The sequence below is a fragment of the Arsenophonus endosymbiont of Aleurodicus floccissimus genome (assembly GCF_900343025.1).
Lineage (GTDB): Bacteria > Pseudomonadota > Gammaproteobacteria > Enterobacterales > Enterobacteriaceae > Arsenophonus.
Genome location: NZ_OUND01000006.1, coordinates 72,650 through 86,559, shown reverse-complemented (window position 1 = coordinate 86,559; position 13,910 = coordinate 72,650). Strand labels below are relative to the sequence as shown.

The window sequence follows — 13,910 nt, the reverse complement described above, 5'->3', positions numbered from 1 at the left end:
GTACATGTATTTTGACAAGCATAAAGTTATTACTCAAAAACTCTATTTAACGCCAAATTTGCATGCTGATTGCCACCCTAAATTCCATATTGCCTATGGAGTAGACAAAAATTTTTTACATGGTTGCGTAATTTCGATAACATCAATTGCACTGCATAATATTAATAATAATCATTGTTTCCATATATTTACCGATTATTTTGAGCATGAGCAAGAAACCTTGTTCGATACCCTTGTGCAACAATATAAAATTGAAATAAATATTTATTTGGTTGACGATCAGAGCTTAAAATCATTACCCAGTACTAAAAACTGGTCCTATGCCACCTACTTTAGATTCATCATTGCTGACTATTTTTCAAATAAATTAGATAAAATTTTATACTTAGATGCAGATATCATATGTAATAATAGTTTAGATAGATTACAAAATATTCACTTCTATAATAATGAAATTGCTGCAGTTGTAACAGAAAAAGATGAGAGATGGTGGCAAAAAAGAGCATCCGAATTAGAAGTAGAAAATATCTCGCGAGGATATTTTAATGCTGGATTTTTATTCATTAATCTTAATCGCTGGGCAGGAGAAGATATTTCAACGCAGGCAATGAGGTTACTTAAAAATAATGCGTTAAAAAATAAATTCTCTTTTTTAGACCAAGATGTTTTAAATATTCTGCTAGCAAATAAAATAATCTATCTGGCCAAAAAATATAATACTCAATATAGTATAAATTATGGTCTGAAAAGCGTTAAACATGCTGCATTTGCTATTGATACTATTTTTATTCACTACATTGGCCCGACAGAGCCATGGCATGAGTGGGCAATATCGCCTTTTTCCCCAACCATTCATAAAAGCAAAAAATGCCTTCCCCTGGAAAAATAAACCACTATTAAAAGCAGAAAGCGTCCATCTTTTAAGGTATTGGGGTAAACATAAATTCAAACAAAGAAAATACCACTAAGGTTTAAAAAATTAAACTCACTATTATTTAGCAAAATTTAAAATTCTCTTTAAAAAAGTTAAAGGGCTATGTTTATCATGAGGCATTTTATAAAACAAAGTTTTAATATTACGGGGGAAAAACTTCTTAAAAAGAATAAAAATTTTAACATTGCTTATGGCGTTGATAAAAATTTCCTACTTGGTGCAACGATATCAATAAATTCCGTATTAATAAATAATATTGATATAGATTTCAATTTTCACCTATTTACTGATTATATTGATGAAGAATATATACAACGTTTTCAAAAAATAATAACAAAGTATAATTCTAATATAATTATCTATCTGTTAGATGCTGAAGAATTAAAGCAATTATCAACCTCAGATTTCTGGTCTTATGCCACCTATTTTAGGTTAATCGCTTTTGAATATTTAAGTACGAACATAAACTCTATTTTATATCTAGATGCTGATGTTATTTGCAAAGGTAGTCTAAAAGAACTATTTCAGCTAAACTTAGCGAATTCTTTTGCCGCCGTGGTACTCGATGTCGACAACATGCAGCAATCAAGTGCGGCTCGACTAAAGTTAACCGATTTAAATGGCAAATATTTTAATGCCGGCGTAGTCTATGTGAATTTAAAGAAATGGATTAAAATGATTTATCCAAAAAATCATTAGAACTGGTACGCGGAAAAACAAATTTTGGTAAATTAAAATACCTTGATCAAGATGCACTAAATATATTATTTCAGACGCAAAATATCTATTTATCTCGTGATTATAACTGTATATATATGTTGAAAAATGAATTGGCTTTTCACGATTTATCCAAATACAAAAATACCATAACTGATAGCACCATTCTTATCCACTATACTGGCGTCACAAAACCCTGGCATACTTGGGGTATTAATTACCCGGCCAGTCAATTTTTTTTCAACTCATATATTCACTCACCGTGGAAAGATCAGCCATTGAAAATCGCAGAAAAGAGAACGGAACTACAAGAAAAATATAAGCATCTATTTTTACAACATAAATATGTGCATGGTTTGTTGTGTTTAATTAAATATAAATTACTAAAAAAATAATTTTAAAGCACCTTACAGATAGGTGCTTTCACTTAGCTAATTAATCAATTTTTTATCGCTATTCAGTGCTAATGCTATCCCTATTATGATAGCCGTATTTGAAACATTTACTGTTTCAAACAAACCTCTAACAATCATATCACCGATAAATATCAACATCAGGATCAAAAAACCATCTTTTACCATATTATTACGATATCCATTAAATAAATAGATAAAAATTGAAACAAAAAGATAGAGGATAGCAATTAGTCCAAATATTCCAGCGGCAAACCAAATTGACAAAACTGTATTATGAGGTTCAATCGATTGTTTAAAAACCCAATCAGGATCATCAATTACCCTTTCATTATAAATTTTATAAAATAATTGCTCGCATAGCCATAACCTTTTATTGGATTCTCTTTAATCAAATCTAATGCTAAATTCTGAGTACCATTATCATATCGATGACTACTACTGGTCTGCTCTAATTTGTAAAATAAATTATCAAAATGCCCTTGATTAATTGCTGCTAACCCAGACAATAAGATACTGCAAGCAATAACCGGCAATTTAATTTTTTTTTACTACACACCAAATAATAAATATTACTGCAATAGATAACCATGTACCTCGCTGTAATGTGCCAATTGATATAGCGACAAAAATAACCGAAAGCGAGAAAAATAAGATTTTATTTTTTATACCTTTATATAACCAAAAAGCAAACAAAGCGGGTACAATAAATATTAACCAATCAGAAATATATCGATGTTCAAATGCTGATAACGGCATGATACCTTGATGATATTCATCAATATATTGCAAAATTTCCTTAATGGTTAACGGTAAAATAGAAAAAATTAAAGAGAAAATTAATAGCTTAGTTATGTGCTCTTTCTTTTCTCGATAGAGTACTATCGCAATAGCTATTGCAGTAATAAATAATTTTTCGACAACACCTTTATTAATAGATTTTATTGAAATGTTAACATCTTTAGAAATAATTAATGAACAAAGCATTGCCAAAACAAAAAACATTCAAGATAAAAATAAATTATTCTTAAATATGCTGAAAACACGCTTTCTATCTTTAATTAAATAGACAATCGCAGTAAGATAAATTAATCCAGCTAAGGCATGTTTATAACGTGTAACACCATCAAGAAAATAAATAGCAATAAAAAAAAGACTATCCCTAAATTCCAATAAGAGTGGTAATTAAATCGTTTATTAATTATAGCGATAACCTTATTCATTTCTACTCCAAATAACATATTAACGCATTCTATTCTATCGACTAACTAACACAAGATACAGTAGTATATATTAACATTAACGACTAGTTACATAATTAAGGGATCTATGCCAGAACTACCTGAAGTTGAAACCAGCCGACGTGGAATTGAACCCTACTTGGTTGGTAATAAAATACAATATAGCATAGTACGCAATAGCAAATTACGCTGGCCGGTAGCGACAGAAATTGTACATATCGCCAATGAATCAGTGTTCAGTGTTAAACGGCGCGCTAAGTATTTACTCATTCAGCTCCAGCATGGTTGGATAATCATTCACTTGGGTATGTCAGGTAGTATACGCATCTTAACCAAGCAGCAATTAGCCGAAAAACACGATCATATCGACTTGATTCTAGCCGATGGCAAAATATTGCGTTATACCGATACCAGACGTTTTGGTGCCTGGTTATGGGCTAATGACCTGGCTAATTGCTCTGTACTTTCCCATCTAGGGCCAGAACCGCTTTCTATCGATTTTAACGCCAATTATCTTTATCAACGAGCAAAAAATAAAAAAACCTCCATAAAACCTTGGTTAATGGATAATAAAGTCGTCGTCGGTGTAGGAAATATTTATGCTAATGAAGCACTATTTGCCGCTAAAATTCTGCCAACCAGAGCTGCACATTCATTAACAAAAAAAGAGATCAGCAATTTAGTTATTCAAATTAAACAAGTTCTGCAACGTTCAATAGAACAGGGTGGAACAACATTGAAAGATTTTTTACAGTCAAATGGAAAACCGGGTTATTTTGCTCAACAACTCTTTATTTATGGTAAAAAAGATCAAGCTTGTACCCATTGCGGTCAACTGATTGAATCAATAAAACTAGGGCAACGCAGTACTTTTTTCTGTCATAGTTGCCAAAAATAAACTTAAGTATAACTCTTTTTTATTGTTTAATTTTTTGCAACATTACTTTAGCTATTGGTTCTGGTATAAAAGATGAAATATCACCGCCATGGCGGGCAACATCTTTAATCAAAGAAGAAGAAACAAACGACAACTTCGGAGAAGGTAATAAAAAAATGGTTTCTAGATCAGCCATTAGATGACTATTCATATTAGCCAACTGACATTCATATTCAAAATCTGATACGGTTCGCACACCTCTGATCAAAATATTAGCCTGGTGTTTTTGTGCAAAATTTACCGTGAGCCCACAAAAGCCGATTACTTCAACGTTAGTTAAATGTTTTGTCTGTTCTTTAGCAAACAAAATACGTTCATCGAGGGTAAACATCGGATTTTTACGCGAACTATCAGCAATAGCCAATATTAGCTGTTCAAATATTAAGGCAGCGCGCTCTATAATATCCAAGTGACCGTAAGTTATAGGATCAAAAGTACCAGGGTAAATTGCTTTTTTTTCATAAAATTATTTTCACTAATAACAAACAACTGAGCACATATTATCTTATTGTTTAAACATATTGAACAATTATGTTGACAAAATAAATCTCTATCATTGATAAGAATAGCTACAATTTATTATCTTTTGATAATAAATGATAATTACTATCATATTTTTAGTTAATCACTAGTTTAATTTTAATTAGCGGACAAAATATTAAAAAATTTTATCTTTATGATGAATAAAAACGCTATTTAAATAGATATTCATTGCACTTTTTTATGTGCAATATGCTACTATGGTGCTAATCTCAATCAATCAATGTGATAGAATGTTACTACGTCTATATCAAATACTTATTTACCTTATTCAACCTATTATTTGGTTACGTTTATTATGGCGTAGTCACAAATCTCCGGCTTATCGCAAACGTTGGAGTGAACGATATGGTTTTTGTAATGGTAAGGTAATTCCCGGCGGTATATTATTACATTCTGTTTCAGTTGGCGAAACCTTAGCCGCGGTTCCATTAGTTAGAGCATTGCGCCATCACTATCCAACACTACCAATTACCGTTACTACCATGACCCCAACTGGTTCTGAGCGTGTTTTATCTGCATTTGGTGATGATGTTCAACATGTCTATTTACCCTACGATTTGGCAGGATCTGTACGCCGTTTCCTAAATCATGCGGATCCTAAATTAACCATTATTATGGAAACAGAACTTTGGCCAAATCTTATTATTCAATTAAGACAACGTAAAATCCCATTAGTTATTGCTAACGCCCGTCTGTCTGAAAGATCAGCAGCACGTTATCAAAAATTGGGTTATTTTATCAAAAAGTTATTGCAAAAAATCACCTTAATCGCAGCACAAAACCAAGAAGATGGCGAACGTTTTATTAAACTGGGTTTAGCAAGAAAAAAATTGAATGTTACAGGTAGTCTAAAGTTTGATATTTCTGTCACACCTGAATTGGCCGTAAAAGCCATAACATTACGTCGACAATGGGCTCCGCACCGCCCGGTTTGGATTGCTACCAGCACCCATGAAGGAGAAGAGTCAATTATTTTACAGGCTCATACTAAACTATTAAAACAATTTCCCGACTTATTGCTGATTCTTGTTCCTCGCCACCCGGAGCGCTTTGCACAAGCAAAAGCGTTAACCCAAAAAGCTAAACTACGCTATATTTGCCGTAGTGAAAATCGCGTTCCTAATACGGATACTCAAGTTATTATTGGCGATACCATGGGTGAACTGATGCTACTCTATGGTATTGCTGATCTGGCCTTTGTCGGCGGTAGCTTAGTCGAAAAAGGCGGGCATAATCCTTTAGAAGCAGCCGCACATGCCCTGCCTGTTTTAATGGGGCCTTATACTTTCAATTTCAAAGATATTTGTACCAAACTAAAACAAGTCGATGGTCTTATTACGGTTAATGATAGTAAATCCTTAACTGTTACTGTTTCCCATTTGCTTAAAGATGAAGATTATCGTCTATACCATGGTCGTCAAGCAGCAGAAGTTTTACATGAGAATCAAGGGGCATTGCAAAAATTACTAAAGCTACTGGAACCCTACCTACCACCAGTAACCCATTAAATACGAATATAATTTAATATATTGAATATCGCTAAAACCCATAACGAAATAGCACTTATGATAATTCACTAAACAATATAACTTAACAAATACTACATATTTTGTCTTTTCTTCATTATAGTGTTACTCGTTTAATTCAAATAAATGGGATCCTTACCCACCAATTTTATAACTAACTATGAAACATAATATGCCATTATCTAGCTCAAATTCAAAAATATTGCTCTATCTGTGGGTGTCGATTTATGCAATTTTATGGATTTGTGGAAGTTATTTTTTAGATCCAGCCGTACCTTACGATGCTGTTGAAGCAATTAATTGGGGAATGAATAGTGAATGGGGCTCCCCCAAAAACCCTTGGTTTATTGGTGCCGTTATGTGGCCCGCCATCTACTTAAATCTCCCCTACAGTTTTTATTGGTATTTTATTCACTTTGTTGGTATAGCCATTGGTATGATAGGGGTATGGCAGCTGGCTTACCGCCTCAGTCACAAAACTGAATTGGCTTGGTTTGCATTATTGATACTAAATTTATCAGGCATCATTAATTTTGATATCATTCCTTATAATGATAACTATATTTTGGTCACTCTATGGCCCTGTGTGCTGCTCTTCTTCCTGCGTGCTGTTTATGATCATCCTAAATGGTGGCTTGCCTTTGCACTAGTATCTGGCTTGGCCACCATGGGCAAGTATTCAACATTAGCCCTGGTTGGCACGGTTTTTTTATTAACCCTTTTCGTGCCTAAGGTGCGCAAAAGTTATCAGCAACCTCTTTTTTATATTGCAATTGCACTTTGGTTTGCATTGATCTTGCCTAATTTGTTCTGGCTATTAGAAAATGACTTTTCTGCCTTTAAATGGGTTGATTCACAGATCGAACAAGGCTTTAACCTGCATGTTGTCAGCTCAACATTATCTGTTTTCTACCCGTTAGTTATTGCTACCATTATTCTCTATCTATTAGGTGGTAAAATAGGTTGGCCTAAAGAACAACCCAATCAATTAGTTAATTTTATTTTACTCCTTCCCTTGGCCGTAATTTTCGGTTGGTTTTTGTTTCATGATGGAGGGAGGATGACCGAATGGTTACAACCATTTATGATGATTGCTGCGCCATTGTTTATTGGCTCTATCTCCATTTCGCCCAAAAAATCACTACGAAAAACATTTTTTGGTTTAATTATCATTGGCGGCCTGATCTTTTTAGGTTACTGCCTAGTATTAAATTATAATATCCGTGACGCTGGCCAGAAAATAATCGGTATTAAAGCACTCACAGCAGAAGGACAACAGCGCTGGCGGCAAAAGTATGGTCAACCATTAAAATATGTTGGTGGCGAAGATAACCTTTATCAATGGTTTATTATCTATGCTTCTGATAGACCGCACACTATCCAGCCTTGGGATAACAGTGAAGATCAGCCACCGAATGTTTATTATCGCGATATTACGGCAGAAACAATTAAAAAACATGGTGCTTTATTATTAGGACGAAAAGGTAAAGATTGCAGCCAAGAAAATTTTACTCGGATGTCAAAACATTGGCCACAATTTACTATTAAAAAAGAGGCCATTATTTACCAATCAGAACCAAACGCTGATCAGCAATCAATGTGTTTGGGATTTATTGCACCAGAAAAAATGATCATTAAAAAAATAGAGTGACAATAAAATAGGAAGAAAATTTTTATTGTCACAAAATTGCTACCTATATTTTATCAACCTGACAGTTTTACTAAAGCTAAATTAAGTTTAACTGAGTAATTGCCTTGCTGGGTTGTGCCTTATCTGTCAACAAATAGATAGATAAAAATTTTCACTATTTATTGTCTATTTTTAAAACTAATCGCTGGTAGATTTCATCCGGTTTAATTGTCGCCATATTGCCATCGGCTGAAACAATTGCTTGTTGTGCTTCACCATAACAGCCAATTAATCGCGGATCGGTAGGGCCATAGAGGGTAATATTCGGTTTGCTCAGGGCAGCGGTTAAATGGCTTAATCCTGTATCAACAGAGACAACCGCTTTGGCTGCGACAATTTGTTGAGCTAATTTGTCTAATGACAGCTTAGGCAATACCTCAACATGCTTAAAACCAGCGGCCAGCCTCAGGGCACGCTGATGTTCCAGATTGGTTCCCCATGGTAATTTAACTGTTAAGCCTTTAGCTGCTACAGCGGTGATCAATTGTCGCCAATGGGACTCAGGCCAATGTTTCTCATCACGTGTGGTGGCATGGAAAAAAATAATATAAGGATCGTTTTCTTTTGCCAAAGCCGGTGGCGAAAAATAGGCCGCAATACCATAATCACCGACAATAGTCGGTTTACTATAATGTAAACTATCGGCAAATAATTGTCGGATACGTTCAACCACATGCAGTTGTTTATCGACACTATAGCGACAATCATAAAATAGGCTTGCTATAGGCTCGCGAGCACTTTTCCAATCATAACCATGACTTACACCACTAGCTAACCGTGTGATCAGAAAAGCACTTTTCAATAATCCTTGTGCATCAATCACAGCATCATGTTCTTGCTGTTGCAATTGGGCACGAAAAACGGCTCTTTGCTGCCTGACAGATTTTGCCAACCAGTTTTTTCGCCAGCGTCGAATAGCTACCGGAATAACTCGCTTAACAGCATGATGCCAGTGTGGAATTTCGACAAAATTTTCTTCAACAACCCAATCAAACTGAATATCAGGATAGTGCATAACTGCATCAGTCAGTGCAGGTAAAGTATGCAATACATCACCCATCGATGAGGTTTTAACAATCAACACGTTCATGGCTATTGGCTCTCCGCCAATAACTGAGTTAATGCGGTGCACACGCATTCGGGTTTTATATCAATCAAACTTTGATGATAGCCACTTTCTGCGCTGCCTTTCCTCACCTTATGATAACCGGTTATTAAACGGATAATTTCTACTCGATTTGACAATGGTGGCGTAAAATCAGGACTACTTGGCCCATAAAGTGCTACCAAAGGCCGATTTAATGCTGCCGCAATATGCATTAACCCGGAATCATTGGTCACCGCAGCTCGACAAGATGCCAGTAGATTAACTGCCTGCTCCAGGGTTGTTTTACCTGCCAGATTAAAACAATGCTGCCGGCAATCTGCAGAAAGTGACTGTCGAATATCTTCACCGATACGACTATCTTTTTGCGAGCCAAAGATTAAAATTTGATAACCATGAGCAGCAACTAATAATTGCGCCAACTCAGCATAATGATAAGCTGGCCAGCGTTTAGCTGGACCAAATTCTGCACCTGGACAAAAACCGGTAATCGGTAACTGTTCTGGAATATGAAAAATACGTTTACTCTGGACAATCTCTGTTTCTGTCACCGAAAGTTGCGGCCATAAAATAGGCTTGGGGATCTCATCGGCGTTGTTAACAGTGCCTTTTTGATAAGCTAAAGCCACATAACGCTGGACCATTTGTGGAAAAGCGGCTTTATCTAATAGGCGAATATCATTTAGCAACCAATAACGCATCTCACCCCGCCATCCCGTCCGTATTGGTATTTGGGCAAAAAAAGGCACCAGCGCAGATTTAAAAGAGTTGGGTAAAATATAGGCTTGATCATAACGCTGAGTACGTAAATGAATACTAAGCTGACGACGTACACTGATAGCTAAACGACCATGCCCCAAAGGCATCGATATGGCCTGCCTGACTTCAGGCATTTTGTTTAATAGTGGCCGACACCAATCAGGTGCCATAACATCAATTTTTGCGTCTGGGTGTAGGGTCTTCAAAGTACGGTAAAGACTCTGCGACATCATCATATCGCCCATCCATGAAGGACCAACTACCAGTATCTTCATACTATTTCCATTTAATCATTGCAATTTAACCATTGCATATAGTCAGCAACCCCTTCCGCCACAGTTTTGAACGGTTTATCGTAACCCGCAGCACCTAATTTGGTAAGATCTGCTTCGGTAAATGCCTGATAACAACCTTTCAATTTATCAGGAAAGGCAATATATTCCACTGCCAGTTTTTTTCCCTGATGAAAAGCGATTACCGCATCAGCTACTGCCTGAAAAGAATCAGCCTTACCGGTACCGCAGTTAAATATGCCGGCGATTTTATTTTGCCAACACCATAAATTAACCACAGCAACATCACTCACATGAATAAAATCACGTTTGAATTTTTCACTACCGGCAAAAAGTTTTGGCCTTTGCCCTTGATTGATTTGGCAATTTAAATGGAAAGCGACGCTGGCCATACTCCCCTTATGCCCCTCACGCGGACCATAAACATTAAAATAACGGAAGCCACAGACTTGTGAAGTAATTTGTGGTAAAAGCCCACGAACATATTGATCAAATAAAAACTTGGAATAACCATATATATTTAATGGTTTTTCATATTGCCGCTCTTCAATAAAATGATCACTGCGCACACCATAAGTTGCAGCCGAGGAAGCATACAAAAACGCAATATCTCGTTCAATACAGTAATGAAGTAACTCTTTCGAATATTCATAGTTATTATTCATCATATACTGACCATTCCACTCATTGGTTGATGAACAAGCGCCTTCATGAAAAACTGCGTCAACTTCCCCAATATTATCACCAGCCATTATACTGGCAATAAAATCTTCTTTGTCGATATAATCTATAATATCTAAATCGACTAAATTAACAAATTTAGCGCCATTTTTAAGATTATCGACCACCAGAATGTCGCTACGCCCTATATCATTCAGTGCTTTAACAATATTGCTGCCAATAAAACCAGCCCCACCCGTGACTATGATCATTGGATTTACCTCTACTCAATCGATCTAATCGTTGCTTATATTAGGTGATAATAACATTTATCCCACGTTAACCACAGTAACTCATCTGATTTATCCAAATAGAATAACTAACCAGAAGCAACAAAACGGTTGCACTCCTCAATAAGTTGGTCAATTAACTACTCTATTAAAATAAATTACAGCAGAACGCGTCAGCACAATTTTCACTTAATTTATTAAAGATATAGAAAAAATATTATGACGAATTTTTTCACGCGAACAAAATAATGTGTCATTCTCGTCAGCTATCATTTTATTAGGGTGATGAAACATTTTTGCCAAATAGTGGCTTTCTCTGTTCAGTGAATAGTTTTTTTAAGTGAGGATCATGATACATCGCATCGACAAAATATATCATTGAATCAATACCCGATAATGCTTTTGTGACTGGTGATATTTCGCAGTAACCGCTGACAACTTTCGGCAATGCCAAGGGTCGCACCGGAACTTTCTCTGGATTTTGTCTAACCGTTTGACTGGCCAATTTATCTTTTATGTTATTGTTAAGTAGAGTACTAACCGTCACTAGTTCAATATCATCACGTAACTCAAATAATGTTTGTTGTAACACATCAATGGTAGCAGGATAAGGGTGGCCAATAACAATACTGCTACCATACTTACGGGTAAATGAAATGGCAAAGGCAAACTGTTTACGAATTTGTACTTCTGCTTTTATATCATCTAAAAAAACGTTACGACGTAAGGTTGGCAACATAAAAACTTTAACTGCTTCATTGACCTTAGTGTTTGCTATAGTCACACTACCGAGAAAATAGAGATCATAATGCGAAAGCACGCGCATAACATTTATCATAGCCGCTAAATTAGCCGTCATCGCACTGCCCATATAATTATTCATACCTTTGGCGTGAGGTACTCTCTTAATCGCAGCAACGATATGCTGCTCTATTTCACTGGCACTCATCTCAGGCGTTAAGGTATTTTTTTCCAGTGGTTGATGGCTAATCGGCTTCATCGGCATGTGAATTAAAATTTCTCGCCTTTGTTGATAAGCTTTTTCGGCCATTTCTCTGCCATAAGGGGAGTCTGGTAAAATGGCAATAGAAAGTGCCACCGGCAAAGCTAATACCTGATTGTCTTCTGTTTTACGATAACCGATATCATCAATCACAATGGCCAATTTGCCTGCATTAACTTATCCGCTTACAAGTAACAGTAGAAGCATGATTATTAAAACAATCCGCTTTTGCACTGTTATCTCCCTAACCAAGGCTATGGATTAACGGTTTTACCTTGACGACGGATCTCAAAATAGAGTGAGGAACGTTGCTGTCCACCACTACTACCCACTAACGCAACAGGCTGACCCGAACGAACCTGTCGAACAACATTCACTAATCCACTCTGGTTATAACCATATAAACTCATATCTCCCTGACCATGATCAATAACCACCACCAAACCATAGCCTTGTAGCCAATCAGCCAGTAAAACACGGCCGGCAGAAATGGCTTTAACCTCTGTTCCTTCAGAGGTATTGATCACCATACCCTTCCAGCGTAATTCATCGGAAATACTGTCCCCATAGCGATGAAGGATCTGGCCATGCACCGGCCACAGAGCCTGACCAACAGGACGGCCTAAACCGCCAGTACGCGCCATCAGAGCCCGCTCATCTTCAGTTGGACGATAAGTGGTTCCTTTTTGCTGTGCCTGCCGTTGTTTTGCTCGTATACGTGCCGCCTCTTTCGCTTACCTTTCCGCTCTAGCTTTTGCCTCTCGTTCAGCTCTGGCAATTTTACTACGCAACAGTGTTTCGCTACGTTTCATCACCGCCAAACTTTTTTGCTCCGCTTTTAAAGTCGATTCCAACGATAACAGCGTTTTCTTTCTAGCATCCTGCGCCGAATCTAGCGTTTTCTTTTCTTGATCTTGTTTAGCTAAGTTTTTTTTCTGTGCCAATTGCGTTTGCTGCTTCTGTTGTTTCTGCTCAGCGAGTAAGGTCGTTGTTTGCTGCAATTTAATAATCGTTTGCTCTCTGGCTGCATTTAAGTAGCTATAATAGGCTAAAATACGCTCTTCTCGTTGTCCTTGTTCACATTTAAATAACAATTCAATCCCTTTTTGCTGGCCTAATCGAAACGCTGCATCGAGCTGCTTAGCTAATAATGTTTCATGGAGCTGTTTTTGCTGTTGTAAACGGCTAATATTTTCATTTAATTGCGTCAGTTCTTTTGTTAACTGCGAAAGTTTTTTACGTGTTTCATGTAATGCTCGTTCAGCAGCAGCAATATTTTTTTCCTGATTTTTCAATTTTTCAACTAAATGATTTCTTTCAGCTTGCTGCTGTTTAACATTTTTCTCTTTTTCTGCAATATTTGATAACAGATCTTGCAGTTTTACTTTATTGTCACTGATGAGATTGGCAGTGGTAATCAATGGCCAGATAAGAAATAGCGAGACAAAGAATAACGGCTTAACCACTACTCTCTTTAGTAGAGCCAAAAGGATTAGGATTAAACCATATCGGCTGGTATTGTTCATTTTAGTTCAGCATCCTGAAACAATATCACTTAAAATTATTGACAATTAATATAATTAGTAAACATTTCTGCTTCTTTTAGGATAATACTGAAAAAACTTAATTTCTTCATTTATACAATAAATTATAAAATAACCATAGGTTATTATTAATATTACTTTCATTCAGCTACTTTTTAAGTGGTATCAATTAACTGATATCGTAGACAAATATCGCCGGTATGGACACTAATTTGCAAAAAAACCTAGTCATTTTTGCAAATTGGCTGTAATTGC

At 36.1% G+C, this 13,910-nt stretch carries 12 protein-coding genes and 3 pseudogenes; 6 read left to right on the top strand and 9 right to left on the bottom strand.

The features are described 5' to 3' along the window. Positions 1-4: 4 nt before the first annotated feature. The 3 genes and pseudogenes from ARADI_RS15505 to ARADI_RS21390 all read left to right on the top strand — a co-directional run bounded on the left by ARADI_RS15505 (position 5) and on the right by ARADI_RS21390 (position 2,046). A pseudogene (locus ARADI_RS15505) lies at positions 5-968 on the top strand (glycosyltransferase). A gap of 68 nt (positions 969-1,036) precedes the next feature. After that, positions 1,037-1,800 (top strand): annotated as a pseudogene (locus tag ARADI_RS15500) (glycosyltransferase family 8 protein); the annotation flags it as partial. A 129-nt stretch (positions 1,801-1,929) separates the two neighbouring features. Continuing rightward, complete coding sequence (locus tag ARADI_RS21390; RefSeq protein ID WP_238149552.1) at positions 1,930-2,046, top strand: glycosyltransferase family 8 C-terminal domain-containing protein; 117 nt, start codon at positions 1,930-1,932, stop codon at positions 2,044-2,046. A gap of 36 nt (positions 2,047-2,082) precedes the next feature. On the opposite strand, the gene ARADI_RS15495 is transcribed toward ARADI_RS21390, so the two are convergent. From ARADI_RS15495 to ARADI_RS15485, 3 genes are read right to left on the bottom strand one after another with little or no spacing between them, the layout of a single operon-like run. After that, entirely contained in the window at positions 2,083-2,331 is a 249-nt protein-coding gene (locus ARADI_RS15495; RefSeq protein ID WP_119712609.1) for a hypothetical protein, read from the bottom strand. 53 nt (positions 2,332-2,384) lie between these two features. Beyond that, positions 2,385-2,573, bottom strand: a complete 189-nt coding sequence (locus tag ARADI_RS15490; protein WP_147392433.1) for a hypothetical protein — start codon at positions 2,571-2,573, stop codon at positions 2,385-2,387. 28 nt (positions 2,574-2,601) lie between these two features. Beyond that, on the bottom strand, positions 2,602-3,051 hold the full coding sequence (locus ARADI_RS15485) for an O-antigen ligase family protein (RefSeq protein ID WP_147392432.1): 450 nt from the start codon (positions 3,049-3,051) through the stop codon (positions 2,602-2,604). Between the two features lie 342 nt (positions 3,052-3,393). Here ARADI_RS15485 and mutM point away from each other — a divergent pair, with 342 nt between their 5' ends. Beyond that, positions 3,394-4,203 carry a bifunctional DNA-formamidopyrimidine glycosylase/DNA-(apurinic or apyrimidinic site) lyase gene (gene mutM, locus ARADI_RS15480; RefSeq protein WP_119712606.1) on the top strand — a complete coding sequence of 270 codons (810 nt, stop codon included), beginning with the start codon at positions 3,394-3,396 and terminating at the stop codon, positions 4,201-4,203. 19 nt (positions 4,204-4,222) lie between these two features. On the opposite strand, the gene coaD is transcribed toward mutM, so the two are convergent. Further along, positions 4,223-4,690: a pantetheine-phosphate adenylyltransferase gene (coaD, locus tag ARADI_RS15475; protein ID WP_119712605.1), complete on the bottom strand. Its 468-nt coding sequence runs from the start codon at positions 4,688-4,690 to the stop codon at positions 4,223-4,225. Positions 4,691-5,015: 325 nt separating this feature from the next. Between coaD and waaA the strand changes: the two genes are divergently transcribed. Continuing rightward, a complete protein-coding gene (waaA, locus tag ARADI_RS15470; protein WP_119712604.1) occupies positions 5,016-6,293 on the top strand; it encodes a lipid IV(A) 3-deoxy-D-manno-octulosonic acid transferase in 1,278 nt (425 codons plus the stop codon). Positions 6,294-6,483: 190 nt separating this feature from the next. Beyond that, complete coding sequence (locus tag ARADI_RS15465; RefSeq protein WP_119712636.1) at positions 6,484-7,962, top strand: ArnT family glycosyltransferase; 1,479 nt, start codon at positions 6,484-6,486, stop codon at positions 7,960-7,962. A 154-nt stretch (positions 7,963-8,116) separates the two neighbouring features. On the opposite strand, the gene rfaC is transcribed toward ARADI_RS15465, so the two are convergent. The 5 genes and pseudogenes from rfaC to envC all read right to left on the bottom strand — a co-directional run bounded on the left by rfaC (position 8,117) and on the right by envC (position 13,637). Further along, positions 8,117-9,091 (bottom strand): lipopolysaccharide heptosyltransferase RfaC, encoded by a 975-nt coding sequence (rfaC, locus tag ARADI_RS15460; RefSeq protein WP_119712603.1) that lies wholly within the window; start codon positions 9,089-9,091, stop codon positions 8,117-8,119. A 2-nt stretch (positions 9,092-9,093) separates the two neighbouring features. Then, on the bottom strand, positions 9,094-10,140 hold the full coding sequence (rfaF, locus tag ARADI_RS15455; protein WP_119712602.1) for an ADP-heptose--LPS heptosyltransferase RfaF: 1,047 nt from the start codon (positions 10,138-10,140) through the stop codon (positions 9,094-9,096). A gap of 11 nt (positions 10,141-10,151) precedes the next feature. Then, a complete protein-coding gene (gene rfaD / locus ARADI_RS15450) occupies positions 10,152-11,090 on the bottom strand; it encodes an ADP-glyceromanno-heptose 6-epimerase (RefSeq protein WP_119712601.1) in 939 nt (312 codons plus the stop codon). 295 nt (positions 11,091-11,385) lie between these two features. Next, complete coding sequence (locus ARADI_RS15445; RefSeq protein WP_238149551.1) at positions 11,386-12,264, bottom strand: divergent polysaccharide deacetylase family protein; 879 nt, start codon at positions 12,262-12,264, stop codon at positions 11,386-11,388. A 101-nt stretch (positions 12,265-12,365) separates the two neighbouring features. Then, a pseudogene (envC, locus tag ARADI_RS15440) lies at positions 12,366-13,637 on the bottom strand (murein hydrolase activator EnvC). Positions 13,638-13,910 lie beyond the last annotated feature (273 nt).

Excerpts from the sequence above, each read along its gene's own strand:
- waaA (WP_119712604.1), top strand. The coding sequence starts at position 5,016 with ATGTTACTACGTCTATATCAAATACTTATTTACCTTATTCAACCTATT.
- rfaC (WP_119712603.1), bottom strand. The coding sequence starts at position 9,091 with ATGAACGTGTTGATTGTTAAAACCTCATCGATGGGTGATGTATTGCAT.
- rfaF (WP_119712602.1), bottom strand. The coding sequence starts at position 10,140 with ATGAAGATACTGGTAGTTGGTCCTTCATGGATGGGCGATATGATGATG.
- rfaD (WP_119712601.1), bottom strand. The coding sequence starts at position 11,090 with ATGATCATAGTCACGGGTGGGGCTGGTTTTATTGGCAGCAATATTGTT.
- ARADI_RS15465 (WP_119712636.1), top strand. The coding sequence starts at position 6,484 with ATGCCATTATCTAGCTCAAATTCAAAAATATTGCTCTATCTGTGGGTG.
- ARADI_RS15485 (WP_147392432.1), bottom strand. The coding sequence starts at position 3,051 with ATGCTTTGTTCATTAATTATTTCTAAAGATGTTAACATTTCAATAAAA.
- mutM (WP_119712606.1), top strand. The coding sequence starts at position 3,394 with ATGCCAGAACTACCTGAAGTTGAAACCAGCCGACGTGGAATTGAACCC.